This is a genomic window from Paenibacillus sp. strain BS8-2, assembly GCF_054483835.1.
This window is the reverse complement of the sequence record NZ_CM137010.1, coordinates 2,902,921-2,929,604: the sequence shown is the minus strand read 5'-3', so window position 1 is coordinate 2,929,604 and position 26,684 is coordinate 2,902,921. Positions and strand designations below refer to the sequence as shown.

The 26,684-nt window shown below is 51.5% G+C and carries 24 protein-coding genes and 1 riboswitch; of the genes, 2 read left to right on the top strand and 22 right to left on the bottom strand.

Annotated elements, in window-relative coordinates; genetic code table 11:
* Positions 1-80: 80 nt before the first annotated feature.
* The 4 genes from ACX1C1_RS12675 to ACX1C1_RS12660 all read right to left on the bottom strand — a co-directional run bounded on the left by ACX1C1_RS12675 (position 81) and on the right by ACX1C1_RS12660 (position 4,041).
* Entirely contained in the window at positions 81-1,079 is a 999-nt protein-coding gene (locus ACX1C1_RS12675) for an inorganic phosphate transporter (protein ID WP_458957430.1), read from the bottom strand.
* A gap of 24 nt (positions 1,080-1,103) precedes the next feature.
* The gene (locus ACX1C1_RS12670; protein WP_458957429.1) at positions 1,104-1,715 is read right to left on the bottom strand and encodes a DUF47 domain-containing protein; all 612 of its coding nucleotides are present in this window, start codon (positions 1,713-1,715) and stop codon (positions 1,104-1,106) included.
* A 227-nt stretch (positions 1,716-1,942) separates the two neighbouring features.
* Positions 1,943-3,046, bottom strand: coding sequence for a DUF3048 domain-containing protein (locus ACX1C1_RS12665; RefSeq protein WP_458957428.1), 1,104 nt, complete (start codon positions 3,044-3,046; stop codon positions 1,943-1,945).
* A 176-nt stretch (positions 3,047-3,222) separates the two neighbouring features.
* Positions 3,223-4,041, bottom strand: coding sequence for an alpha/beta hydrolase (locus tag ACX1C1_RS12660; protein WP_458957427.1), 819 nt, complete (start codon positions 4,039-4,041; stop codon positions 3,223-3,225).
* A gap of 322 nt (positions 4,042-4,363) precedes the next feature.
* Here ACX1C1_RS12660 and ACX1C1_RS12655 point away from each other — a divergent pair, with 322 nt between their 5' ends.
* The gene (locus ACX1C1_RS12655; protein WP_458957426.1) at positions 4,364-4,492 is read left to right on the top strand and encodes a hypothetical protein; all 129 of its coding nucleotides are present in this window, start codon (positions 4,364-4,366) and stop codon (positions 4,490-4,492) included.
* On the opposite strand, the gene ACX1C1_RS12650 is transcribed toward ACX1C1_RS12655, so the two are convergent.
* From ACX1C1_RS12650 to purE, 16 genes are all read right to left on the bottom strand, one after another.
* Complete coding sequence (locus ACX1C1_RS12650) at positions 4,482-5,894, bottom strand: sensor histidine kinase (protein WP_458957425.1); 1,413 nt, start codon at positions 5,892-5,894, stop codon at positions 4,482-4,484. The genes ACX1C1_RS12655 and ACX1C1_RS12650 overlap by 11 nt on opposite strands.
* The gene (locus tag ACX1C1_RS12645) at positions 5,888-6,727 is read right to left on the bottom strand and encodes a response regulator transcription factor (RefSeq protein ID WP_458957424.1); all 840 of its coding nucleotides are present in this window, start codon (positions 6,725-6,727) and stop codon (positions 5,888-5,890) included. The genes ACX1C1_RS12650 and ACX1C1_RS12645 overlap by 7 nt, the downstream gene beginning before the upstream one ends.
* 29 nt (positions 6,728-6,756) lie before the next feature.
* Positions 6,757-8,238, bottom strand: a complete 1,482-nt coding sequence (locus tag ACX1C1_RS12640) for an FG-GAP repeat domain-containing protein (protein WP_458957423.1) — start codon at positions 8,236-8,238, stop codon at positions 6,757-6,759.
* A gap of 31 nt (positions 8,239-8,269) precedes the next feature.
* Positions 8,270-9,250: a polysaccharide deacetylase family protein gene (locus tag ACX1C1_RS12635; RefSeq protein WP_458957422.1), complete on the bottom strand. Its 981-nt coding sequence runs from the start codon at positions 9,248-9,250 to the stop codon at positions 8,270-8,272.
* A gap of 182 nt (positions 9,251-9,432) precedes the next feature.
* Positions 9,433-10,698: a phosphoribosylamine--glycine ligase gene (purD, locus tag ACX1C1_RS12630; RefSeq protein ID WP_458957421.1), complete on the bottom strand. Its 1,266-nt coding sequence runs from the start codon at positions 10,696-10,698 to the stop codon at positions 9,433-9,435.
* 59 nt (positions 10,699-10,757) lie between these two features.
* Positions 10,758-12,305 carry a bifunctional phosphoribosylaminoimidazolecarboxamide formyltransferase/IMP cyclohydrolase gene (purH, locus tag ACX1C1_RS12625; protein WP_458957420.1) on the bottom strand — a complete coding sequence of 516 codons (1,548 nt, stop codon included), beginning with the start codon at positions 12,303-12,305 and terminating at the stop codon, positions 10,758-10,760.
* Positions 12,306-12,390: 85 nt separating this feature from the next.
* On the bottom strand, positions 12,391-13,005 hold the full coding sequence (gene purN / locus ACX1C1_RS12620; protein WP_458957419.1) for a phosphoribosylglycinamide formyltransferase: 615 nt from the start codon (positions 13,003-13,005) through the stop codon (positions 12,391-12,393).
* The gene (purM, locus tag ACX1C1_RS12615) at positions 13,005-14,048 is read right to left on the bottom strand and encodes a phosphoribosylformylglycinamidine cyclo-ligase (RefSeq protein ID WP_458957418.1); all 1,044 of its coding nucleotides are present in this window, start codon (positions 14,046-14,048) and stop codon (positions 13,005-13,007) included. Before purM ends, purN begins: the two co-directional genes overlap by 1 nt.
* Before the next feature lie 43 nt (positions 14,049-14,091).
* Positions 14,092-15,591: an amidophosphoribosyltransferase gene (gene purF / locus ACX1C1_RS12610; RefSeq protein WP_458957671.1), complete on the bottom strand. Its 1,500-nt coding sequence runs from the start codon at positions 15,589-15,591 to the stop codon at positions 14,092-14,094.
* A gap of 32 nt (positions 15,592-15,623) precedes the next feature.
* Positions 15,624-17,867 (bottom strand): phosphoribosylformylglycinamidine synthase subunit PurL, encoded by a 2,244-nt coding sequence (purL, locus tag ACX1C1_RS12605; RefSeq protein ID WP_458957417.1) that lies wholly within the window; start codon positions 17,865-17,867, stop codon positions 15,624-15,626.
* Positions 17,845-18,537 (bottom strand): phosphoribosylformylglycinamidine synthase subunit PurQ, encoded by a 693-nt coding sequence (purQ, locus tag ACX1C1_RS12600; RefSeq protein WP_458957416.1) that lies wholly within the window; start codon positions 18,535-18,537, stop codon positions 17,845-17,847. The genes purL and purQ overlap by 23 nt, the downstream gene beginning before the upstream one ends.
* Before the next feature lie 4 nt (positions 18,538-18,541).
* On the bottom strand, positions 18,542-18,787 hold the full coding sequence (purS, locus tag ACX1C1_RS12595; protein WP_179215887.1) for a phosphoribosylformylglycinamidine synthase subunit PurS: 246 nt from the start codon (positions 18,785-18,787) through the stop codon (positions 18,542-18,544).
* Between the two features lie 94 nt (positions 18,788-18,881).
* Complete coding sequence (locus ACX1C1_RS12590) at positions 18,882-19,781, bottom strand: phosphoribosylaminoimidazolesuccinocarboxamide synthase (protein ID WP_458957415.1); 900 nt, start codon at positions 19,779-19,781, stop codon at positions 18,882-18,884.
* 20 nt (positions 19,782-19,801) lie between these two features.
* The gene (gene purB, locus ACX1C1_RS12585; RefSeq protein WP_458957414.1) at positions 19,802-21,097 is read right to left on the bottom strand and encodes an adenylosuccinate lyase; all 1,296 of its coding nucleotides are present in this window, start codon (positions 21,095-21,097) and stop codon (positions 19,802-19,804) included.
* A gap of 7 nt (positions 21,098-21,104) precedes the next feature.
* Positions 21,105-22,283: a 5-(carboxyamino)imidazole ribonucleotide synthase gene (purK, locus tag ACX1C1_RS12580; protein WP_458957413.1), complete on the bottom strand. Its 1,179-nt coding sequence runs from the start codon at positions 22,281-22,283 to the stop codon at positions 21,105-21,107.
* Positions 22,280-22,765: a 5-(carboxyamino)imidazole ribonucleotide mutase gene (purE, locus tag ACX1C1_RS12575; protein ID WP_458957412.1), complete on the bottom strand. Its 486-nt coding sequence runs from the start codon at positions 22,763-22,765 to the stop codon at positions 22,280-22,282. Before purE ends, purK begins: the two co-directional genes overlap by 4 nt.
* A 261-nt stretch (positions 22,766-23,026) precedes the next feature.
* A riboswitch (purine riboswitch) is annotated at positions 23,027-23,125 on the bottom strand.
* A gap of 262 nt (positions 23,126-23,387) precedes the next feature.
* Between purE and ACX1C1_RS12570 the strand changes: the two genes are divergently transcribed.
* Positions 23,388-24,671, top strand: coding sequence for a LysM peptidoglycan-binding domain-containing protein (locus ACX1C1_RS12570; protein ID WP_458957411.1), 1,284 nt, complete (start codon positions 23,388-23,390; stop codon positions 24,669-24,671).
* Positions 24,672-24,725: 54 nt separating this feature from the next.
* On the opposite strand, the gene ACX1C1_RS12565 is transcribed toward ACX1C1_RS12570, so the two are convergent.
* Complete coding sequence (locus tag ACX1C1_RS12565; RefSeq protein WP_458957410.1) at positions 24,726-25,646, bottom strand: ABC transporter permease; 921 nt, start codon at positions 25,644-25,646, stop codon at positions 24,726-24,728.
* Positions 25,643-26,527, bottom strand: coding sequence for an ABC transporter permease subunit (locus ACX1C1_RS12560; protein ID WP_458957409.1), 885 nt, complete (start codon positions 26,525-26,527; stop codon positions 25,643-25,645). Before ACX1C1_RS12560 ends, ACX1C1_RS12565 begins: the two co-directional genes overlap by 4 nt.
* Positions 26,528-26,684 lie beyond the last annotated feature (157 nt).

The window sequence follows — 26,684 nt, the reverse complement described above, 5'->3', positions numbered from 1 at the left end:
ATGATCATTGATCATGAGGGAACAGCGGGAGCTGTTTGAAGTTGCCACATATGCCTGGCACATTGAATCCGAATCGAATGTTATAGGAACAATGCTTGGATAATCCAGAAGAAAATCATCGCAAGAAGCGCTGTAATCGGAATCGTGATAAACCAAGCGATCACGATTCGTCCTGCTGTGCCCCAGCGAACGGCAGAGAAGCGTTTGGCGCTGCCTACACCGAGAATCGATGATGTAATAACATGAGTTGTCGATACGGGCAGGTGAATCATCGTCGCCGTTAAGATAACAGCCGCAGAACCGATATCCGCTGCAAAACCGTTAATCGGCTCGATCTTGAAGATTTTGGTGCCCATTGTTTTAATGATCTTCCAACCGCCAATGGATGTACCCAGCGCCATTGCAGTAGCTGCCGATAGCTGAACCCAGAATGGAATATGATCAGTACTGTCTTGTACGCCTGCAGCTACAAGGGCAAATACGATAATCCCCATTGCCTTCTGAGCATCATTGGTACCATGCGAGAACGACTGGAACATAGCCGTGATGACCTGTCCACCTCGGAAACCTTTATTAATCGAATGCGGGCTTTTGTTCGCGAAGATACGCTTGAGTATCCACATGATGATAAAGCCGAGGGTAAATGCGATAAGCGGTGAAAAAATAAGAGCTTTAAGGATGTCGATAAAGCCGCTGGCATTAAGTGAATCCATCCCCGCTCCTGCGATAACCGCACCCGCCAGGGAGCCTACCAACGCATGGGAGGAGGAAGACGGAATGCCGAACCACCAAGTAACCAGATTCCATACGATTGCCGATAACAATGCGGCGATCACAATTTCGATGCCGAACTCGAGGTCAGCGGGATTGGCAACGCCGCTGCCGATCATTTTGGCTACGCCAGTGAAGGTGATTGCACCAACAAAGTTCATGACAGCAGCCATTAAGACGGCAAGGCGCGGCTTGATCGCACGCGTCGAGACCGATGTTGCAATCGCATTGGCGGTGTCGTGGAAACCATTAATAAAGTCAAAGGCCAGCGCTAAGAATACGACGATCCATAATACGTATAGTTCCATGTGTACGACTCCTGCTCCTCTGGATTAGCTGTTGCGCATAATGATCGATTCCAGCGTGTTGGCTACATCCTCGCAGTAGTCGGTCGTCTGCTCAAGCCTCTCGTAAATTTCCTTGCGCTTGATCAGCTCGATTGGATCTTGTACTTTGGCGAACAATGTCGTTACGGAGACGCGAAGCAGATCGTCCGCTTGGTTTTCCAGTTCATTGATTGCGATACAATGTTCGCGCATAGCAAGAAGTTTCTTCTGCGTTAACAGCAGGATCGCTTTACGGATTTGATGCGCAGAACGTACGATAACGTCTGCAAAGAGTGTAATATATTCATCCTTCTCACGGATATTGTACATCTCGAAACGAGATGCGCACGCTTCGATACCATCAAGGACATCGTCCAGCGAGGTCGTAAGCGCCATAATATCCTCGCGCTCAATTGGTGTGATGAAGGTTTTGTTCAATTCTTTCAGAATGGTGTGGGTGTATTGATCGCACTCACTTTCCATCTCTTTCATTCTCTTGGCGAACGCTGTCAAGTTAGACAGATCCGAAACGCCTGTTGCAAAGTATTCAACGGCTTCTACAAGTGTGTCCGCCATTGCTTCGAGCGATGTGAAAAAAATGTCCTTTTTCTTAAACATGTCAATCCCCTTATCCATTGCAAAATGGTATGCATCAGCTGGACAGAATTATTGCCCTCACGTAGTGTACACCACAATTGTTAAGGGAATGTAAACGTCCATGAAAAATTTAAACATATTTTCGTTCCTACTACAATAGCCAATCGAATAAAGCGTATTTGCAGGGCAAAAAGTAAGGAGATTCCATGAACGGAATCTCCTTCTTGTTATCCCGCGGTCCGCATAGTTTAACCAGCGCTGGCGGTTTGTACCCAAGAAACATGCTCAGCGATTGCTGGTTTGTTAGGTACGATATGGATGTAGGTCTTGCCCGGGAGCAACGTAATCTCGGCACCGTCACTCGTTGCGAAACGGATCATACCATCTGAAGCCGATACCCAGTCAATGTCCGTCTTCTTGCCCTTCTGGAACAGATAAGCCTTCCCGCCCGACTCCAAATCTACGGAGAGTCTCCCGACATCATCAAGCGTTCGGTGCGTCGTCTCGAACACAATCAAATTCGACGCTGCCAGTGTTTGGTTGTTATTCAAGTCCGTGTGCGGCTTATCATTGATCGTCCGACTATACAACCCTGTCGTCTCTTCGTAGTGGTAGCCTACTTTGTATCCATCATTTGTCAGAAACTTAATCGTAATGTCTCGCGCTTCTTCCGTGACGGCTGCAGCTGCGACGGTGCCTTCCGATGAAAATTGATATACGGGAACCGGTTTATCCTCCGAATATTTCTTTTTGGACGAACCTTCACGCAGCTTCTCAAGCGAAGAATACAAATTATGAGGCGCCTTACGATCCTTGCTTCTCCAGAAGTAGGAGCCTGCGTTCGTGATCTCATCTAGATAAGGTTTGCTTTGTTTTTGCAAGATGCCATAAGCCTCCGGGCTACCGCCCGCATGGGCCATAACAGCGCCGTAACTATCCGCGATATCGATCAAATATTTGCGGTTGCTTCGAATCGGTCCAATCGTGTCAGTAACGGCTTCCGTGCTCTGGAAGATCGCCACCAGACGCGTAATCCCGCCTTCTGCAAGTACTTCCCACACAACATCCGCGTTAGATAAGCCGGACTGCGGGCGCGCTGCGGAGAAATTATTAATCATGACAGCGATTGGTCTCGACTTGGACTCTTGCTGAATTCCTGCTCCTGTAAGAGGAGCGGTGTACGGCAATGGTGTTGCCGTAGGCGTTGCTGTGGTCTCTACAACAGTCGGCACAACAGTAGGATCAAGATCGACATTAGCATCAACGGCATGATCGCCGCCGCTGCAAGCTGTCGTCATGATCAGCGTCGCCGCTAGCAGTGCCGCGCAGCCAGTGCGCAATCGGTTGTTCATGGATAACCCGCCTTTGTCAGAAAGTTGGTAATCTTAGAATCTTTTACCGCTATCTCTTATTTAAACATAGGTTAAGGCCGCATGTCTCGACAAAATTATTGTTTTTCAGATACAAAGTCAACAAAAAAAAGAGCCCACGCGTCAATAATCGCGAGACTCATTTGCTTGACTCCATATTAAATGGACCAATGATGCCAATCTTGCTGCTTGCGGTCGAGACCGGTAAGCCAATCCGAGGTCACTCGAATCGCTTCTTCCTGATGCTCTCTCGAAGAATACGTGTGCCCCGCTTGGAAGATGATTTCTTTGTCGCATAACCCCTCGCTTCTCGTCCAGAATACCTTCTGGTAGAGAAAGCTGTAATCGACGGGGATAAGCTCATCGCCCGTCCCGTGCACGAGCAGCACTTCTCCACCAAAGCGAGTGGCGGACTGAAAGGGCTGATGTTGCATCAACGAATCAAAGAATGCTGGGCGCAGCGAATATCCGGCATGGTCGACGCTACCCTTCTTAACCGATGCCTCATAACCCGTTCGACCAACGATACGAACAATATCATTAAAGGGATAACCAACCGCCGACCACATAATCAGTCGTTTCACGCGTCTATCTTTGACAGCCGTCATCAAGGCAACTGCACCGCCCAAACTATGCCCAAGCAATACGATACGAGTCGGATCCACGCATTCCATCCCGTGCACATAATCGATGGCGGTTCTTGTTTGATCGATCATGGAATCGAATCCAAGCGAGCCGTATTCGCCATTGCTCTCCCCGCAGCCGCCATAGTCGAAACGAAGGACATAAGAGCCTTGCGCAGCCAGCGCTCTTGCCGTCTTAACGAACAATCGATCCACACCGATTCGGCTCCCGATAAAACCATGGCAGATGACAACAGCTTGCTTCTTCGCCGAAGAATCGTTGTCTTCAGCGGGATAATGTAAAGTTGCAGTTAATTCCAGCCCTTCGTGCTGCAACGTCAATTGTTTCTCCATCTCCGTATGCACCTCCCGATGCCATTATCTATATACAATAATTCCTATAATCAAACTATGAATTAATTTTATTCATATTACCATGCTCCCCAAACGCTGTCAACGACCCTTTACTGCGCCTCTCTCTTCGCTTCGCATGGATGCAAGTCCGTTAGCGCAAACTACATGGCAACAGTCATTTGATGCCGCTTGCCCAAGGTGATTCCGTTAAGTTTCCCTTCATCGTAATGTGCGAAGCATGCAGAGAAAAAGCCGCACCTCCAGGGGAGATACGGCTTGCAAGCATCAGAATTGACGTTCCTATGTTCGGGAGGTGGACAAGATGGAAGAGATGCCGTTATGGATTGCATGGCTCCGCGACAATTGGATGTCTATTATGCTCGGAGCAGGAGTCATCATTGCAGTGCTGTTCGTCATCTTCAATCGAAAGCTGCTCTTCTTCAAGGAGTAGGGCGTTCGCTCGCGATTGGCAGCATAATGACGACGATAGTTCCTGCTCCCGGTTCACTATCGATCTGAAGCTCTCCCCCATGCAGCTCGATAACTTCTTTGCAAATCGCAAGCCCGAGGCCAGATCCGCCTTGTCCGGAGCTGGCCTTATAAAATTTGTCCGTTACATGCGGCAAATCCTCAGGACTGATCCCGACGCCTGTATCAGCAATTGTCACCCTCGCCTGTTGCTGATCCTCCGATACCAATGTTGCAACACGGATGCTCCCGCCTTGCGGCGTAAACTTAAACGCGTTATCAATCAGATTGATGATCACTTGTTTCAACCTGTTGGCATCGCCGCTTACCACAATCGGGCCAGCGCCATACGTTGCCATAAGCTTGACTCGCGTCTGCTCCTCCCGCACGCCGAGTTGGCGCACGGTCTCCTTGACGGGACCGTTCAGATCAAGGAGCTCCGCATGTAATTCCATCGAACGAGCAGACAACTTACTGAAGTCAAGCAAGTCCTCGACAAGACCGGACAATCGCTCCGTTTCCTTGCTTATAATAGACAAGCCAAGCAACACATCCTCATGATCATCCTCCGGTCCGCTCTCCTTTAACGTTTCACTCCAGCCCTTGATCGATGTAAGCGGCGTCCTTAATTCATGAGAGATGGAAGAGATAAAATCATTTTTCAGCTTCTCCCGTTTGTTCAGCTCGCTCACCATTGTGTTAAACGTCTCGGCTAATTGACCGATCTCATCCCCGCTGCGCTTGGTCGCACGTTTGGTCCAATCTCCATCCGCCATGTATCTTGCCGCCCTTGTCAGCTCCTGCACCGGGCCTACAATGCGCTGCGCCAGGAACAAGCTAAGCCCTAGAAACAATAACACAACAAAGATGCCTGAAATAACAGCCATCTGAATCAATTGACCAACCATATGATCAACCTTCTCAACTGAAGCTGTATATCTGAGCAACGAAACAATCCGAGTATCGCCCATTAGCGGAATCGTGATGGATGTTACCCGTTCGCCATAATAAGGATCGATCCCGCTCCATCTGCCGACGTTGCCTGCCATCGCGCTTCTAACATCCTCCGAGTCATAACGAATCGCCGGTGCGAAGCCATCAGAATCAATTTGAACCTCGCCGTCGCTGCTGAGCAGCTGAATACGAGTGGGGCCGCTGTCCGCCATGTTTTGCAACAAATAATCCGCTTGATCATGCAAGCTAAGCGACAGGAGAGAGCGGCTATGCTGTGTGATCGCAGATTCTGCTCGTTGCTTCACAGAGCTCTGCGCGCTGCCGTAATAATAATTCCAGATCAGAATGGTGAACGCCGTCCCTAACAAGGCCACAACAAGCACGATGAGCAGCAAATAACTCCACACCATTTTTGCTTTGACGCTTAACATTCGGCTGCTCCCCGTTTCCATCGATAACCGAAGCCCCATACCGTCTCAATGAAGGTAGGCTCCGACGGATTGTTCTCCAGCTTCTGCCTGATGCGCCGAATGTTGACGTCTACGACCTTCAGATCGCCGACATAATAACGTCCCCATACTTCGGTGAGGATATGATCCCGGCTGATGCTTTTCCCTTCGCTCTCCATCAGCAGCCTGACAAGCGCCCACTCCGTCGGTGTCAACACGATTTCGTTGCCATCCTTCCATAATCTCCGCTGCGGGACCGAGAGCCTGAAAGGTCCGCTTGTCATCTCGTCCAGCATATGACCGCTTATGATCCTCTCCTGCACAGGTACGGCATGCGAATGCAAGCTTACAGTAGTAACAGATGCCGAGTCAGTAACAGATTCGGCGCCGCTCGCAGCTTCCTCGATCAGACTATCCTCCCGCTCAATGGAAGACACAAGCTGCGGCAGTGCTTGCATACGCCGATATAACGACTTGATGCGTGCAACAAGCTCCCCAGGACTGAACGGCTTCTGCACATAATCGTCTGCTCCCAGCTCCAGTCCAAGGATTTTGTCCTCTTCTTGCGACTTTGCCGTGAGCATAATAATGCCCATCCGGGGATACTTATGCCTAAGCTGCTCGCACACTTCGAACCCGCTGATTGTTGGCAGCATGACATCGAGGAGTGCGATATCGAATGGTCCCTCCGACTCTGTATATGCAAGAGCGTCTTCACCATTCTCCGCTTCTGTGACCGCCATGTCGTTACGCTTCAGGTTGATGCGGATGAATCCCCGAATCGACTCCTCATCTTCCAGCAACAATATGCGCATCCCGACACCCCCGCTTCTTTCCTGCTTATTTATTCCGAATAGCCGATAAGAAGTCGCTCCAGAAGCCTGTCCCTATCGACCATCATCTCTTCGATATCTGCCCTTGCTTGTTCCGATAACGTTGGGATCTCATCATTATAGAAGGATACCGCATACTGATTGCCACTGTGGATTCCCACAGTCTTGAAGGCGCGTTTCTCATCCCGCCACACATGCTCCACACTTTTCCATTGCCGATTAGGAACCTCATAGATCGTGATCAAATCCGCCATTTCATTAGTTGTTTCGTTAAAATACTGAAGCGTAACGATGCCATAACTCGCTCTTGGCGGCGTCTCCAACGTTAATTTACCACTCCAGCTGTCCGGAATATCCAGTCGTATGCCATGGTTCTCGTCCACATATTGTTCGGAGACGCGAATCATATCGTTTCTGCCATCCCATTGCAGCCACTCTGTCAGCCATAATGAATCCGAGTAGGGCACATCCTCATGTCCCTTTGCCTCTGTAATTCGAGGAAGCTCAATGATGCCATCTCCGTTCATATCCCTGCTCCTTGTTGGTTTGCCGGAGAAACCAAGCCCTTGCCTCTCTTGTTCTTCTGTCGGGAACACTAGCGTGAGCTCGAGTCCGCTCCAAGCATACATATATGTCAACATGCTATGCGCGCCTGTTCCTCCTTCAAGCACGATCCCCTGTTGCCTGACCGAAATACGCCCCATCTGAATACGTTCGAACAAATTAACTCCCTCAGGCAATGTTACTTTCGATCTCGGGATAAGTCTGCCGTCCTCCCAAACATACAACGTTAATTGGAAGATAGGTACGACCAGCTCAGAAGTCGTCCCGGAGGAAATAGATCCGCTGACAACGGCAAGCTCTCGCTCGCCGTCACGATCCAGATCGGCCGAATCGGCTAGACTAAACGGAAGTGACGCTGCGGGAATCATCGTCAGTTTTCCTTTGTCGTTACGAGCTGTTTTGGAATTGAATGAATAGATTTCAAGCATGGTGGCGCTATCAAAGGCGCCTACCCAGCCAACGGCCATTTCCTTAACCCCGTCGCCATCCAAATCCTCTATGCTGAGCCAAGTCATCTCACGAGCCAATGGCTGCTGTACGAGCAGCCATTGTCGCCATCCGTTCTCCGTCAATCGCAGCGCCATAATTTCCGGGGAGCTGTATTCGTTATAATACGTGACGACTGCTTCTTGTTTGCCATCGCCATCCAGATCGATCAACCGAATGGCTTCTTTATCAGAAGAATCATGAGGGAGCATCAGAATACTAAACTCGGGAAGCGCCTTCGTGACGGCTTCCAGCAGCTGCACCTTCTCATCGCTGATTAGAGGTTTGCGAAGCAGATCAGCCGGTGCAGCCGTGTACTGACACCCCGCCAGCACAAGAACTGCTGCGATCAACACGAGCACCAGCGTTTGCCGTAGCATGCTGCCGCGTGCGACATTCCAATATGCGGTTAATTGAGGTCGAATATGGCGCTGTCGCTGCATAGATTCTGACGTTCTCCTTTTGCGATATACGTTATTTCGCGATAAGCTCTTCTACAGTGACCAGTGTATATCCAAGCTTCTGCAGGTCGTCAATGACGAGAGGAAGCATCGTAACCGTATTCTGGATATGTTTGCCGCCAAAAGAATGCATTAATATTATACCATTAGGCTTGGTGTCATGAATAATCATGTCGCGCATATCCGCTACCGAGGTTCCCGCCCAGTCTCTGGTGTCGATCGTCCAGCCTGTATGATGTCGCCCCTCATCCTTCAGAATTCGTTTCAGTTCGTCGGACAAGGAGCCGTAAGGAGCTCGGAACAGAGAAGGCGTTTCTCCAAGCACTGCTTTGATCGCTTGATCCGTCAGACTGATCTGCTCCAAGATCCCTGATTTTCCGAGCTTTTTTAAATCTTTATGATTTTGAGTATGATTGCCGATAGAATGCCCCTCATCCTTGATGCGCTGCAGCACCTCGGGATATTTGCTCACTTGCTGTCCTACGACAAAAAACGTCGCTTTAACACCTTTTTCCTTAAGTATATCTAGAATCGCCGTCGTATATTTGGCATCCGGTCCATCATCAAACGTCAGCGCGACGTACTTCTTACCATCATCATTGCCATCCGTTATACCGCCACTGCCGCTGCTGTTTCCATCAGTTTTATCGACCTCAGCATTCGAGCCTGTCCCGTCCGTATGACCTTCAATGACTCCGCTGTTCCCATCTGTACCTGCTCCGCCTGATCCCGTCTGCGTCTCTCCTGACTCCGTTTGTGATCCGCCCTCTCCGCCAACGCCACTTACACTGCCGCCTTCGCTGCCCGTTCCATCATCGCCCCCTGCCTCGCCGCCTTGCAGAACCTCGCCGCCCTGCTCGACCGATGGAACAATCGCCGACAGCCCCATGGAAATCGAACGCCCCGCGGCACAACCAGCTACCCAGAACAGCACGGCCACTACAACAACCAACATTAACAATCTCCGACGACGACGCTTTTTTGAATTCTCCATCTTCTCACCTTCTAGTCCTCTGATAGATTCATTCTATCGGAAGAATAGATTAAGAGAGTTACAAAAGAGTAACACCATTCGAGCTCGTTTGAGCTTGTTCGTGTCTGTGTGACAGTAAACAAAAAATGGCAGCTCCAAGGACTTATCCTTGAACTGCCATCTCACCTGCGATTACTTAAATATTAAACAAGCGCCTTAGCCGCGATATCCGTCCGGTTTTGTTTTCCTTCGAACTGGATCACGCTCACCGCTTCATATGCTCGTGCGCGAGCCTCTGCGATATCGCGCCCTCTGCCTACGATGCCCAGTACGCGGCCGCCGTTCGTCACGAATTGACCATCCTTGAGATCGGTGCCCGCATGGAACACAAGCGCGCCTTGCGCTTCTGCTGCTTCGATGCCCGTAATGACGCGTCCCTTCGGATACGATGCCGGATAACCTTCGGATGCCGCGACGACGCAGACTGCGGCTTCGTCGCTCCATTCGATGTCGAGCTCACCGAGTCGGCCGTTCATTGCCGCCAGGACGATGTCGACGAGATCAGTCTTCAGACGTGGAAGCACGACTTGCGTCTCGGGATCGCCCATACGAGCGTTAAATTCGATTGTTTTAGGGCCATCCTTCGTAATCATGAGGCCTGCGAACAATACGCCGCGGAACGGTCTGCCTTCGCTCACCATCGCTTTAGCCGTCGGAATGATAATATTCGTGATGGATTCTTCGACGATAGCCGGATCGATATGAGGAAGCGGCGTGTATGTGCCCATTCCGCCTGTGTTCGGTCCTTTATCGCCGTCAAAGATCGGCTTGTGATCCTGTGCCGGAACCATCGCTTTAACCGTTTCTCCATCCACAAAAGCTAGAATCGACATCTCTTGTCCTTCGAGGAACTCCTCGATGACGATTTGATTGCCTGCTTCGCCGAACACCTTGTCCACCATCGCCTCACGCAGTGCAGTTTCCGCTTCCTCCATGGAGAAGGCGACCGTTACACCTTTGCCGGCAGCAAGTCCGTCAGCTTTGATCACGATTGGCGTCGCTTGCTGGCGCAAGTATGCGGAAGCCGCTTCATAATCCGTGAACGTCTCGTATTTGGCAGTTGGGATGTTGTATTTGCGGAGCAAATCCTTCATGAAGATTTTGCTTCCTTCAATCTCCGCCGCTGCTTTGTTAGGGCCGAAGGCCGGAATGCCTGCCGCTTCGAATGCGTCTACGATACCCGCTGCAAGCGGATCATCCGGGCCAACGAAAACAAGATCAATCGATGCTTCCTTCGCGAATCTTGTAAGCTCATCGAACTGTGAAACCCCGATCGGCACACATTCCGCGATCTGTGAGATGCCCGCATTACCCGGAGCGCAGAACAATTCCTTCACTTTATCGCTTTTCTTGAGCGCCCAGCAGATCGTATGCTCGCGACCGCCGCTGCCAATGACCAATATACGCATATGATAACAAACCCCTTTCACTTATGGAGAAAGCCCGCCTCTATCGGCGGGCTATTAGATTAATGTTTGAAGTGACGTACGCCTGTCAGCACCATAGCAATTCCGTTCGCATTAGCTGCAGCGATGGATTCTGCATCCTTGATGGAGCCGCCTGGCTGAATGATCGCCGTAATACCGGCTTTTGCCGCCAATTCAACTGTATCTCCCATTGGGAAGAACGCATCGGAAGCAAGCACAGCTCCGTTGGCCTTCTCAGAAGCCTGTTCGATTGCGATACGTGCTGCACCTACACGGTTCATTTGGCCTGCACCAACGCCTACCGTCATGTCGTCCTTCGCAAGCAGAATCGCATTCGACTTCACGTGTTTCACAACTTTCCAGCCGAAGAGAAGCTGCTTAAGCTCTTCAGCCGTAGGCTGGCGCTCAGTTACCACTTGGAGATCCGCTTCGGAGATGCTGTGAACATCGCTCTCTTGAACGAGCATGCCGCCATCAACAGAAGTGACGACCCACTCGGCTTTGCGCTCTGCCGCAGCCGATAACTCGCCTAGCTTCAACAAGCGAATGTTTTTCTTCTGCGCAAGAATCTCGAACGCCTCCGGTGTGTAGTCCGGCGCGATAATAATTTCTAGGAAAATGCTGCCGAGCAGCTCAGCTGTGTCAGCACCGATGGTGCGGTTTGCTGCTACGATACCGCCGAAGATCGATGTTGGATCGGCTTCGTACGCTTTTTGATAAGCTTCATGAATGGTTGCGCCGATACCCACGCCGCATGGATTCATATGTTTGACAGCAACAACAGCCGGCTCGTCGAATTCTTTGAGAATCGACAGCGCTGCATTGGCGTCGTTAATGTTGTTGTAGGACAGCTCCTTGCCGTGCAGCTGCTCAGCTGTCGTTACGTTGCCAGTCGCTGCAAGCGGTTTGCTGTAGAAAGCCGCTTTCTGATGCGGATTCTCACCATAACGAAGGTCTTGTACCTTTTCATAAGTAACGGTATACGTTTCTGGCAATGGCTCGCCTGTTTGCTTGGAGAGGTAGTCCGAGATCAAAGCATCGTATGCTGCCGTGTGGCGGAATACTTTGGCTGCGAGACGTTTGCGCGTCGGTAGTGTTGTATCGCCACCCGCCTTCAATTCCTCAATGACGGAAGCATAATCGCCGGCATCAACGACAACCGTTACGAAGGCGTGGTTTTTCGCTGCAGAACGAAGCATCGTCGGACCGCCGATATCGATATTTTCGATCGCATCCTCGTAGGATACATCCGGCTTTGCAATCGTTTCTTTGAATGGATACAGGTTAACAACGACCAGATCGATATAGTCGAGACCCAGATCCTTCATCGCCTGCTGATGCTCTTCGTTGTCGCGAACCGCAAGAAGACCACTATGCACAGCTGGATGAAGCGTTTTGACACGACCGTCCATAATCTCCGGGAAACCCGTTACATCCGAAATGCCGATAACCGGTACGCCTTCCTTCTCCAGCAAGTTGAAGGTACCTCCGGTCGAAATAATTTGCACGCCTTGCTCTGCGAGTGCTCTCGAAAACTCAACAATGCCCGTTTTGTCGGACACGCTGATTAACGCTCTGCGAATAGCCACAATTAACGTCCTCCTTTATGGATATGGATATGGATATGGATCAAACTTTTGGCTTAGGTTTGTCTAAGTGATGGGATAAGTCCTTCTATGCTTGTATAACGGTCACATGTCTGCCTTCGAGCTTGACTCGTCCGGCAGCAATATCACCGATTACTTTCGGATAAAGCTCTCTCTCCACGACTTGAACCCTCTCGGAGAGCGACTCGATATGCTCGCCTTCCAGAATCGGTACGATTTCCTGCGCGATGATTGGTCCGCTATCGAGACCACCATCTACATAATGAACCGTAACGCCGGTCAGCTTCACGCCATAATCCAGCGCTTGTCCCATTGCATTGACACCAGGAAACGCCGGCAGCAGCGATGGATGAACGTTGATCATACGTCCATAATAAGGATCGACAATCGTCGCAGTAAGAATTCGCATATAACCTGCTAGCACGATCAGCTCGACTCCTCGTTTCGAGAGCTCGGCTACAATCTCTGTTTCGTATGCTTCTCGGTTCGGGTAATCCTTGGGTTTGAATACGAAGGCGTCTACGCCCGCACGACTTGCACGTTCGACTACAGGCGCAGACGGCTTGTCACAAACAAGAAGCTCGATGGATACATCGAGCTTCCCCTCCCGCACCGCATCCGCAATCGCCTGGAAGTTCGTCCCTTGACCCGAAGCGAATACCGCGATGCGCAGCGGCGCCATTATACTTCGGCTCCCGTGAACGTAACGATACGGCTGCCTTCCGTAACTGTACCAATGCGGTAAGCTTTCTCGCCCAGCTCTTCGGAAACACGGATCGCCTTCTCCGCTTGATCAGCAGGAACGACGATAACCAGACCGATTCCCATGTTAAATGTTGTGAACATATCGCGGTTCGTGATCTCGCCTTTGTTCTGCATCAGACCGAAGATCGGCAGGATCGGCCAAGAGCCGTATGCGATATCAACGTTAACGCCGTCAGGCAATACACGCGGGATGTTCTCGATAAAGCCGCCGCCTGTAATATGCGCCATACCTTTGACTTGTACTTCCTCGATCAGCTTAAGAGCTTGCTTCACATAGATGCGCGTTGGCTCAAGAAGCACATCGCCCAGCTTAGCGCCGCCAAGTTCATCCAGCTGTTGATCTAACGTATAACCTGCTTCTTCGAGCAAGAGACGGCGTACAAGCGAGAAGCCGTTGCTGTGAATGCCGCTGGACGCGAAGCCCAGAACCGCATCGCCTGGCGCGATTGTGGAGCCGTCGATCATTTTCTTTTTATCTACGATGCCAACCGTAAAGCCGGCAATATCATATTCTTCTTTGGAGTACATGCCAGGCATCTCGGCAGTCTCGCCGCCGATCAGCGCACAGCCGGACTGAACGCAGCCTTCGGAGATCCCTTTGACGATCGCTTCGATCTTCTCAGGCACGACTTTGCCACAAGCAAGGTAGTCAAGGAAGAACAGCGGCTCAGCGCCTTGAACGATAATATCGTTCACACACATGGCAACCGCATCGATCCCGATTGTATCATGTTTGTCCATGGCGAACGCCAGCTTAAGCTTCGTGCCTACACCGTCCGTGCCGGATACGAGTACTGGCTCCTCGTATTTGTCTTTATCAAGACCGAACAAACCGCCGAAGCCGCCTAGCTCCGCCATAACCTCCGGACGATAAGTGCGCTTCACGTGTTTCTTCATACGCTCAACAGCTTCGTTGCCTGCGGCGATGTCGACTCCAGCCTTCTTATATGCTTCTGACAAAAGGTCCCACTCCTTCATTCATCTCAAAAATAATTCGTTGCCTCTAGCAGCTGCAGCTTTTGTCCGACTCTTCGTTGACCGGAGTCGGATAGTCGTTATCGAAGCAAGCAAGACACATGCCGCGGTTATACGCGCCATCGTTGCCGCCTACGGAATCAACAAATCCTCCGTCGCTTAGGAAGGACAACGAATCTGCGTTGATTTCCTTGCGAATCTCTTCTACCGTACGGAACGAAGCAATCAACTCATTGCGATCCGGTGTATCGATGCCATAATAACAAGGATTCTTGAACGGCGGCGATGTAATGCGTACATGCACCTCCAAAGCTCCGGCTTCGCGCAGCAAGTTTACAATTCGGCGGGATGTCGTGCCTCGAACGATCGAATCGTCGATCATCACGACACGTTTGCCTTCAACTACTTTGCGAACTGCTGACAGCTTCATCTTAACGCCCTTCTCGCGAAGCTCCTGCGAAGGTTGAATGAACGTCCGACCGGTATACTTATTCTTGATCAGTCCAAGCTCGTATGGAATACCTGTCTGCTCTGCAAATCCGATCGCTGCCGAAATACTGGAGTCCGGTACTCCTGTTACGATATCGGCATCGACAAACGATTCTATAGCAAGCTGACGTCCCATACGCTTACGTGCGGAGTGAATGTTAATGCCATTGATGTCACTGTCCGGTCTAGCAAAATAAATATATTCCATTGCGCAAGTTGCCCGGCGCTCGATCTTGGCGTAACGATCCGTGCGCATGCCGTCCTTGTCCAGAATCAACATCTCGCCAGGCTGAACGTCACGAACATACTCTGCGCCGATGGTCTCGAATCCGCATGTCTCGGAAGAGAACACATAGGCCTCGCCCAGACGAGCCATCGCCAGCGGACGCAGTCCGTTGGGATCCGAAGCGACAATCAGCTTGTCGTTCGTCATAATCAGGAACGCGAAGCCGCCGACGATGCGCTGCAGCGCTTCTTTGGCTGCGGTCTCGAAATCCTTGGTCGAACGTGCGATCAAGTGGGCAATAACTTCAGTATCGCTGGATGTCTGGAAGATGGAGCCGCTAAGCTCAAGCTCGCGGCGTATCTCTGGCGCGTTGACAATATTCCCGTTGGTCGCCACACCGAGATCGCCGTCACGATAGCGGAAGATCAGCGGTTGAGCGTTGCCAAGCTGGCTTGCACCCGAAGTCGAATAACGAACGTGACCGATGGAGCGGTCGCCCTTCAGCATCTCCAGCTTATCCTTGTCGAAGACTTCCTTAACAAGACCCATGCCGCGATGGTAATTAAACGCATTGCCTCGATCCGGATCTACTGTACAAATTCCGGAGCTTTCTTCGCCGCGATGCTGAAGCGCATGTAGACCATAATAAGACAGGCCGGCGGCATCAGGGTGACCGAACACCCCGAATACGCCGCATTCTTCTCTCAGCTTATCGAAAATATCGTCCCTGCCGATGCCCTCGTTATAATGATCGCCGGTCCATAGCAAATGGCCGTCTAACTCAAGGCCGTCTTGCGCAAGTCCGCCGAGCATGGTGCGCTTCTGATTCTGCGCAGGGCGGTCGATTACTTCATGAGACATGGAATCGCATCCTTCCAAACCTTCTCCAGTTGTTGTACCGGCGCCGCAATGCCGGAGTTGCCATTTACGTTGATGGTCAGGCTGCTACCTTTGACTGTACCGATGACTTCGTGCTTAACGCCTTGCTCGCTCAGAAGAGCGGTTAACGCCGCTGCTTGTTCCGACTTGGCCGACAATAGAATACGCGATTGCGATTCGCTGAACAGCAAGTGGTCTGGACGAAGATCGCTATTAAGCGATACTTCTGCGCCAACGCCGCCGCTGATGCAGGATTCTGCCAACGCGCCCGCAATGCCGCCTTCGGACAGGTCATGTGCCGATGCGACAAGGCCTTGCTGAATCGCGCTTAGTACAGCCTTTTGCACGTTTTTCTCCACATCGAGATCGATAACTGGAGGGCGTCCGGATGGCGCACCGTTCAGGACATATTGCAGCTCGCTGCCGCCAAACTCTGCTTTCGTCTCCCCGATCAGTACAATAACGTCGCCTTCGGACTTAAAGCCTTGTGTTGTAATGTGGTCGATGTCGTGAACAAGACCTACCATACCGATGACCGGTGTTGGGTAGATTGCGCCTTTGGCATTCTCGTTGTACAAGCTTACGTTACCGCCGATGACTGGCGTATCCAGCTTCACACAAGCTTCGGACATACCGTCAGCCGATTTCTCCAGCTGCCAGAACACCTCTGGTTTCTCCGGGCTGCCGAAGTTCAGGTTATCCGTAATCGCAAGCGGCTCTGCGCCGGAGCAGACGATGTTACGCGCTGCTTCTGCAACCGCGATACGTCCGCCCATCTCTGGGTCTAGGAATACATAACGTCCGTTGCAGTCTGTTGTCATTGCTAACGCCTTGCGAGTACCGTCAACCAGCACAACTGCCGCGTCTGATCCAGGACGAACAGCCGTAGCCGTACGAACCATATAATCATATTGATTGTAGACCCACTCTTTGCTCGCAACCGTAGGGGATGCCAACACTTTCTCAAGCGCGCCGTTCAGATCCGTAATTTCTTCAAATGCTGCTGTATCGATCGATGCGCTATCGCGGAACGATGCAGGCTCGCTGGATGGTTTGTTGTATACCGGACACTCATCTACCAGCGCTTTTACCGGCATATCGGCTACTTCTTGACCTTGGTGGAACAAGCGGAGACGTCCGTCATCCGTCACTTTGCCCACTTTGGCGCAAATAATGCCCCAACGGTCAAAGATTTCTTTCGCTTGCGCTTCATGCTGCGGTTCAACGACGAACAACATGCGCTCTTGCGACTCCGATAACATCATCTCGTATGGCGTCATGCCCGTTTCGCGCTGCGGCACTTCGTCGAGGTACAGCTCAAGGCCGTTGCCCGCTTTGGACGCCATCTCCGCGCTGGAGCAAGTGAGGCCCGCCGCGCCCATGTCCTGGATGCCGAGGACGATGCCGGAGTCGATTAGCTCTAGCGTCGCTTCCATGACCAGCTTCTCCATGAACGGATCGCCGACTTGAACCGCTGTACGTTTCTCCTCCGATTCCTCGGACAGCTCTACCGATGCGAACGTCGCGCCGTGGATGCCGTCGCGTCCTGTTGCAGGACCAACGTAGAATACCGGGTTGCCTACACCTTTCGCGACACCGCGCTGGATCTTGTCATGATCGATCAGACCGACACACATCGCGTTAACGAGCGGATTGCCTTCGTAGCTCTCGTCGAACATCACTTCGCCGCCAACCGTTGGGACACCGATACAGTTGCCGTAGCCGGCGATGCCGCTAACGACGTTCTCGAACAAGTATTTTACCCGCTCATTGTTTAAGTTGCCAAATCGCAAGCTGTTTAGTATGGCAACAGGACGCGCGCCCATAGAGAAAATATCGCGAAGAATGCCGCCAACGCCCGTTGCCGCGCCTTGGAATGGCTCGACCGCGGATGGATGGTTATGCGACTCGATCTTGAACACGACGGCTTGGTTGTCGCCGATATCAACGATACCCGCGCCTTCGCCCGGTCCCATCAGAACGCGAGGTCCCGTAATCGGGAATTTGCGCAGGATGGGCTTGGAGTTTTTGTAGGAGCAGTGCTCCGACCACATGACGCTGAATACGCCGATCTCCGTGTAGTTAGGCTTGCGGCCGAGGAATCCGCAAATCAGTTCGTATTCATGATCTGTAACACCGAATTGCGTGTAAATGCGCTGATCCGCGATTTGCTCCGCTGTCGGCTCCTTAGCTGTTAATTGCTGCGCCATGTTGTTCCCTCCATGCATTCAAAATCGATGTAAACATCTTAAGTCCGTCTTCCGAGCCAAGAATTTGGCTAATTGCACGCTCCGGATGGGGCATCATGCCAACTACGTTGCCGGCTTTGTTGCTGATGCCCGCAATGTTGTCTACGGAGCCGTTCGGGTTCGTGTCACCCGCGTAGCGGAACACGATTTGGTTATTATTCTGCAGCTCTGCAAGCGTCTCTTCATCGCAGAAGTAGTTGCCTTCGCCATGAGCGATCGGAATATCGATAATATCGCCTTGCGTGTATTGATTCGTGAACGCAGTCGTCGCATTAACGACTTCAAGCGGCGTTCCGTGGCAACGGAATTTCAGACCCGTGTTGCGGATAAGCGCGCCAGGCAGTAGATTTGCTTCCGTAAGAATTTGGAAACCGTTGCAGATGCCAAGAATATATTTGCCCTGTTCGGCTGCCTTCTTTACTTCGTTCATTACATTAGCGAATTGTGCAATTGCACCGCAACGCAGGTAATCGCCATAAGAGAAACCGCCTGGAACAAGAATCGCATCGTAAGCGGACAGATCCGTAGCGGTATGCCATACGTAATCGACTTCCTCGCCGATCGCTTCTACCGCCTTGTAGCAGTCAATATCGCAGTTAGAACCGGGGAATACAAGAACTGCAAATTTCATCCCATTAACCCTCCAGCTCAAAGCGGTAGTCTTCGACAACCGTATTCGCAAGCAGCTTCTCGCACATCACTTTGAGGCGGGCTTCCGCTTCCGCGCGATCGTTTGTGTCAAGCTCCACCTCGAGATATTTGCCGATGCGCACCTTTCCAACTTCTGCGAATCCCATCGAGTGAAGCGCTCCTTGCACAGCTGTTCCTTGCGGATCCAGAACGTTTTCCTTAATCGTAACGTAGACGGTTGCCTTCATAATAGCCTCCTGAATGTGTGGTTGTAATGGTACATCTATGATCTCACTTTTTTGTGTTTATCGCTTATCCTGCGGTTTGTTGCTTGTTTCAAGCCTTCTAGGAAAGCTCTTGTCCCGTCAAGCGGTGGTAAATCTCGCGATATCGAGCCGTTGTCGCCGCTACGACGACCTCTGGCAATGGGTCCGGCATGCTGTCGCGGTCCCAGTCGGAGCCCAGCAGGTATGTGCGAACCGGCTCCTTGTCCATACTGTCGATCTCAACGTCGTAGGCGTAACTGCCTTCTGACCAGAATCGCGACGAGTCCGGCGTAAAGATTTCGTCGATGAGGATTACCTTGCCGTCGATCAATCCGAATTCGAATTTGCAGTCGGCGAGGATAATGCCGCGTTCTTGGCAATACTCATGAGCGAAGCGATAAAGCGCAAGGCTACGATCACGTAGCTCCTCGGCAAGCTCGGCGCCCACCAGTTCCGCCATCCGCTCGAACGGGATATCTTCGTCATGGCCAACATCGTTTTTGGCAGCCGGTGTGAAGATCGGTTCTGCGAAATGCTCGTTTTTGCGCATGCCCTCAGGCAGCTTGATGCCGTTGATCTCGCCTGTGCTCGTGTACTGTCTCCAGCCACCGCCCGTAATGTAGCCGCGCACGACACATTCGATGTCGATACGCTCTGCTTTGCGTGTTACCATAATGCGATTCTTAAGCAGCTCCGGCTCAGTGATGATATCGCCCAGCAACGCTACGTCGGTATGCACGACGTGGTTCACTTGCAGCTCCTTCGTCACTTCAAACCAGAAGGCTGACAATCGGTTCAGCACATTGCCCTTATCCGGCACAGCCGGGTCCAGCACATAGTCGAACGCCGAGATGCGGTCGGTCACAACAATCAGGAAGTGTTCTCCCAGATCGTACAGCTCGCGCACCTTGCCTTTGTATACCAGCGGAGCCTTAACGTAATCAATCGCCGTAGATAATGCCTGCGGCTTTGCGCTCATTCCAGTCATCCCCTCGTCCCTTAGTTCAAGCCCAATCTTGCGAAAATCGTGTCCACATGCTTCAGATGCCAAGCCGGGTTGAAGCAATCGTCGATCTCTTCCGTTGTAAGAGCTTCTTTGATTTCAGCCGTTTCTTCCACGATGGAGCGGAACTGGCGTTGCTCTTCCCAAGCCTGCATGGCGCGCGGTTGCACCGTATCGTACGCTTGCTCGCGGCTGAAGCCTTTGTCGATCAGCTTCGTCATAACACGACCGGAGAACGGTACGCCGTATGTCGCGCTCATGTTGCGTTTCATATTGTCAGGGAATACCGTCAAGTTCTGAATAATGTTGCCGAGACGGTTCAGCATATAGTTAAGCAGCATCGTCGAATCCGGAAGGATTACACGTTCTGCCGACGAATGGCTGATATCGCGCTCATGCCAGAGCGGCACATTCTCGTAAGCCGTCAGCATATGTCCGCGAATGACGCGGGAGAGACCGGACATGTTCTCGCAGCCGATCGGGTTACGTTTGTGCGGCATCGCCGACGAGCCCTTCTGACCTTTGGCGAACGGTTCTTCAACTTCGCGGAATTCACTCTTCTGAAGCGCGCGAATTTCAGTCGCGAACTTGTCCAGCGACGTTGCGATCAAAGCAATAACGCCCATGTATTCCGCATGGCGGTCACGTTGCAGCGTTTGTGTCGAGATTGGCGCCGCTGTAATGCCCAGCTTCTCGCAAACGAATTGCTCTACGAACGGATCGATGTTAGCGTAAGTACCTACAGCGCCGGACATTTTGCCGAATTGCACGCCGTTTGCCGCATGTTGGAACCGCTCCAGATTCCGTTTCATCTCTTCGTACCACAGCGCCATCTTAAGACCAAACGTCGTTGGTTCAGCATGAACGCCATGCGTACGTCCCATCATCGGCGTATCTTTATATTGAATCGCCTTCTCGCGCAGGATGCCGATGAATCTTTCGATATCCTTGAACAGGATCTCGTTAGCCTGGCGGAGCAGGTAACCCGTTGCCGTATCCACAACATCCGTCGAAGTCAAACCGTAGTGAACCCATTTGCGCTCTGGTCCAACCGTCTCGGATACTGCGCGTGTGAACGCGATAACGTCATGGCGTGTTTCAAGCTCGATTTCGTAGATCCGATCAATATCGAAGCTGGCAGACGCACGCAGCGCCTCCACGTCTTCCTTCGGAATAATGCCAAGCTCGGACCAAGCTTCGCAAGCGCAAAGCTCGACTTCCAGCCAAGCCTTGAATTTGTTTTCCTCCGTCCAGATGGCTCTCATTTCGGGTCTGCTATAACGTTCTAACATGATGGCCTCACACCTTCCAAATCTTAGTTTCTTCGATCCATGCAAGTGCAGCATCCACATTTGGCGCAAGCACATTCACATGTCCCATTTTCCGTTTAAACACAGCATCGCTTTTTCCGTACAAATGCAGCTTTGGCGCCACGCCGCCTATTGACGCGGCGTCGTCGCTCTCCGTCATTCTTGCCAGCACCGGCTCCACATGTTGTCCCAGCACGTTAACCATAACCACAGGGCTCATCAGCGTTACGTCGCCTAGCGGCAGTCCGCAGATCGCTCTTACATGCTGCTCGAATTGTGATGTGCGGCAAGCCTCCATCGTGTAATGACCGCTGTTGTGCGGACGCGGTGCCAGCTCGTTCACGTAGAGACCGCCATCCTCCGTCACGAACATCTCTACCGCGATGAGTCCAACCACTTTAAGCCCTTCTGCGATCTGCAGAGCCAATGACTCCGCTTCGCGAATGACTTCCTCCGAGGTGCGGGCAGGAACGATAGATAGATGCAATATATTATCGACATGAATATTTTCCGCAGGTGGGAAGACTTTTATTTCCCCTTTGGAGCTTCTTGCCGCAATGACCGAAATTTCTTGCTTAAATTTGATGAATTGCTCCAGCACGAGCTGAGTGCCCGCCCGCGATAACGTTTCGTAAGCTTCCGGAACTTCAGCAGCATCGCGGATCACCCATTGGCCTTTGCCGTCATAACCGCCAGTTACCGTCTTCAGCACGCATGGAGTGCCAAACGCCGCAACTCCCTCATGAAGCTCGTCCTCGCTGCGAATCTCGCGGTATGGCGCAACGCGTACGCCTGCTGCTTCGATGGCACGTTTCTCGCGAAGACGGTGCTGGGTCGTATACAGCAGCTCGCTCCCTTGTGGGACATATGACTGCTCCATCAGCTTGGCTGCGATGTTGGCATCGACGTTCTCGAACTCGTACGTGATGACGTCCGATGCGTCCGCGAGCTCTAGAGCCGCGTTCATGTCATCGTAAGCCGCCACGATCTGCCTGGATACTTGTCCCATAGGCGAGTCCGGGGTCGGATCCAGCGCGACAAATCGATAGCCCATCGCGCTGCCGGCATTCGCCAGCATGCGCCCCAGTTGACCGCCTCCAAGAATGCCAATCGTGCTGCCTGGCACAATCGTCTTCACGTTGTCCGATCCCGATAGGCTCTTCATCATAATGTGTCGCTGCTTTCCAGCACTTCTTGCTTCACACGATCACGTCTTGCTTGCACGCGCGCGGCGATTTCGGGTTCGAAGGCTCCGAGAATTTGGGCAGCCAGCAGACCGGCATTGGTACCGCCCGCATTGCCGATCGCCACGGTAGCTACAGGGATGCCTCCCGGCATCTGTACGATGGAGAGCAGCGAATCAAGTCCGCTCAAATTTGACGATTTAACAGGAACGCCAATAACCGGCAGAGTCGTCTTGGACGCGACCATACCGGGCAGATGCGCAGCGCCGCCTGCTCCCGCGATAATAACCTTAAGACCTCGCTCCGCAGCATTCTCCGCGTATTCGAACATTAAATCCGGCGTGCGGTGCGCCGATACGACCTTCTTCTCGTATGCGATATCAAGCTCCTCAAGAATATCGCACGCAAGCTTCATCGTGTCCCAATCCGACTTGCTGCCCATGATGACGCCAACCTTAGCAGACATTTGCCCAAACCTACTTTCGTATTATCAATTTGGAATATAAATAGAAAAAAGCCCTTTAGCGATCTATATCGGATCTGCCTAAGGACCATAGCCGAAACGAGTCCCTAAGCGGCACTTCATTTCCTTTCGATGAATCCTGGCAAAGACGAAAACATACCATCATCCGTAAGACAGCACAAGGCTGCCCCTAAAGGAAGCAACCTGTCATTTGACTCTTCTGACTGGGCAATGGATGTATATCATTCGTTATCATTTACCTCATTATTGATTCATCTAGCTCGTAGTCCAGAAAATATGGTTCCCGGGTAGAAACATTCGGGCCAATCCCGAATATATACGAGTATTGCTCGCTTAGGACAACCTGACATCCCAAGCCTATTCTAGTTTAAACAATCGCTCCACGACTGTCAATGAAATACGAACATTACTAGAAATCCAATTGCAAAAGTTCGTTTTTTCGTCCAATTTGTTCGTTTCCGATGTGAACGATGACGCTTCGCACTCTTGGATTGCCGATTTCTTCCTACCTTCTTCTAGGCATGCCAAAGGGTGAATACAATTAGATATAAGGCGTATTGGGTCGTATTGGCAAGAACAAAGGGTATGAGAAGGAGGTTTATCTGTGCACATCCATACGGTAAAAAAGGGCGACTCGCTATGGAAAATCGCGCACGACTACGGTGTTCCTCTGGAGCCTCTGTTTGTTGCGAACGGACTTTCGGATCAAAGCGTACTCGTCATCGGTCAGGCCATCGTTGTACCCACGGAACCAAAACCAACGGTTCATAAAGTGCTGGTCGGCGAATCCCTGTGGAAGATCAGCCAAATGTACGGCGTAACGATCCAGGAGCTTGCTGCCGCTAACGGCATTCGAAATCCTGCACTGATCTATCCCGGACAACTGTTGCAGATTCCGACACCTGCGAAACCCATTATCGAAGTGAACGCTTATCTCGAGAAGCTTGGTCAGAGGGGCGCTGAGCTAACGGAGCAGGTCGGCGATTATTTGACCTATCTTAGCCCCTTCAGCTATCGCGTCCAATCGACCGGCGCACTGCAGCCCATCGATGACACGGCAGCGATCGCTACCGCGTACTCGAAGCGAGTAATTCCGATGATGGTCATCACGAATTTCGAGGGTGATAATTTCAATCCAGAAATCGCCCATGCGGTCGTGACGGATGCCGCCGCGCAGAACCAGCTCATGATGAACATCGTTTCCGTCATGGCGCAGAAAGGGTATAAGGCGCTGAACGTCGACTTCGAATATGTGCCCCCTGCAGACAAGGAGATGTACAACGCATTCCTCAAGCGGCTGGTCGATACGCTTCGTCCGTTAGGATATTTGGTGTCCGCCGCTCTGGCTCCAAAGTTATCGGCCGCTCAAGCAGGCACGCTGTACGAAGCGCATGACTACGAGGCGCAAGGACGCATTCTTGATTTCGTTATCCTTATGACGTACGAATGGGGCTGGTCTGGCGGTCCGCCGAGAGCCGTTGCGCCGCTTAACGAAGTCATGAAGGTTCTGAACTATGCGCTGAGCGTCATTCCTTCTAACAAGATTATTATGGGCATTCCGCTCTACGGCTACGACTGGACGTTGCCATATGTAACAGGAGGACGATGGGCGCCTACGGTCAGCTCTCAAGCCGCAGTAGAGCGTGCCGCGCAATACGGCGCCGTCATTCAGTATGATGAAGCCTCGCAATCGCCGTTCTATAACTATTTCGACGAGCAGGGCAAGGAGCATGTCGTCTGGTTCGAAGACGCGCGCAGCATCCAAGCCAAATTCGATGTCGTGAAGAAGCTCAAGCTGCGCGGTGTCAGCTACTGGGTGCTCGGCGTCGCGTTCGCCCAGAACTGGTTCGTGCTCGGCGAAAACTTCACGATACGGAAGTATCTCTAGTGAGTGGGGGAATGAGGGCCAGAATTCCGCCCCCGCCCCCCCTTTTTTTTCAACTCAGAAATGAGGGAACCTCGCATACAATTGATTGTACCGTTTCTCCAGTCCCTTGGACAGCAGATGGAAGCCGACGATGAGCAGCACGTAAGCGACTAGCGGCGAATAAAAGATCCATTCGTACACTTGAAAATTCCCTCTCGCTTGACCAATCAATCCGCCCCATTCGTTCGTCCGGCTATGGAATTCGGAAGGGCTGTAATATTTGATCGTACCCCCAACGAATATTTGGAACAACGCCAGCTGACCGAACAATGTAAGTACGAGAATGATCTCTTGTACGATTAGAATAAGGAAGCTTTCCTTCAAATGAGGCAGCAGATGCTTGCGAATAATGCCTCCGCCACCCGCTCCAAGCGACTGAGAGGCTGTGACGAATTGACGCTCGCGAAGAACCAGTGTCTTCTCTTTCACCGTGGACATTATGGCTGGCACCCCGACTATCGTAAGCACGGCTCCGAGGAGCAGTGACATCAACAGCGGCGAAAACACCGGATTAATCGTTATTCCTATCATCATTAACCAGATAATAATAAACACCGGTATGCCGTTCAGCAGGTTCCCAGGAGATGCGGCGGTAGAACGCTGTGCCACGGATTTGCTGTAGAAACCAAGTAACATCCCTATGCCCCCTCCGATGGCAACACGAGCGAATGCGATACCTATCGAGAGGAAGATCGTATATTTGGCTCCGTGCAATAGCTTCGTCAACATATCATAACCTGATTTATCAGTACCAAGCAGATACTGTTGCCCCGGCGGGGCCGGCGGAGCTATGACGGTGCCTTCGCCGTTTTCGTCCAGAACATATTCGATTTTGAGTTGATCATATGGCCCATACGGAGCAATTAACGGTCCGATCATAGCGATCAATACCATCATTGACGTTATCATAATGCCGGCAAGCAACGTTTTATTCATCGGACGAACACCTTTCCTAACCCGTATAAGAATATCCGCAGAACACCGTATCCGATCGCATACAACGCCAGCAGTGCCAATAAACCGTTAACGACGACATGATACTGATAGCCGTGGTCAAATGCATTGGAGAATATCAGCATGGTAATCCCGTTATTATTGAACAAATATTCGACTAGAAACAAATTACCCATAATAATGCCCATCAATTTATGTAGATCGCCTTTTACGAATGGAAGCACGTTAGGCAGGGCATGGTACCAAATGACGTACCTCCTCGAAAGACCCTTCGCCTTGGCGTTCCCGATGTAATCTTCCGTGAGTGTGAGTTTCAATTGCATGGACACGCTCCATATCACATAATTCGCCGGGAAAATAATCATCGAGATCAGCGGCAGTACGATAGCAGGGTCATCTTGCGTCAATGTAGCCACTTCAAATAAAACGACGCCGGTTTCCTTGGCGATCATGACGATCACAAATTGCATCAGCAGCACGACCACGAAGTCCGGAAGCGAAGCAATGAGATCAACCAGCGCTTTGAACCAAGGGGCTTTTGTGAACACGAACCAGACTCCGGCTGCCATTCCGATCACCATACCGATTAACGCTCCAGCTGTAACGAAGATCAACGAATTGCGGAAGTAATCGCCGATTCTCTCCCAGAACGAAAACTCGTTCTTACCTATATAGAAACGAAACGTTTCCCCATTCGCGATTCCTGCAAAATAGTGCCCCGCCGCGTCCCAGCCTTGTCCGAACGAGAAGTGGATCGGCCCGCCTTCAAACTCCGTCGTGAGCATGAGCGGCAGCGCAGCTAGCGCGAGCACGAACAATAACATCCCCGGGATCATGATCGTTACCTGTGTTGCTTTGGACATGCCTGTTGTTCCTTCCTTTAGCTCTGTAGTTGTCATTGTAGCTCTGGCTGTACCTCTAGACAAATAATTGAACTTATTATATCTCCTCAATCACACCATTGATAAACAAAAAAATGGAAAATCCGCTAGGCGCACTAGCTGTAGGAGGAGCGCCCAT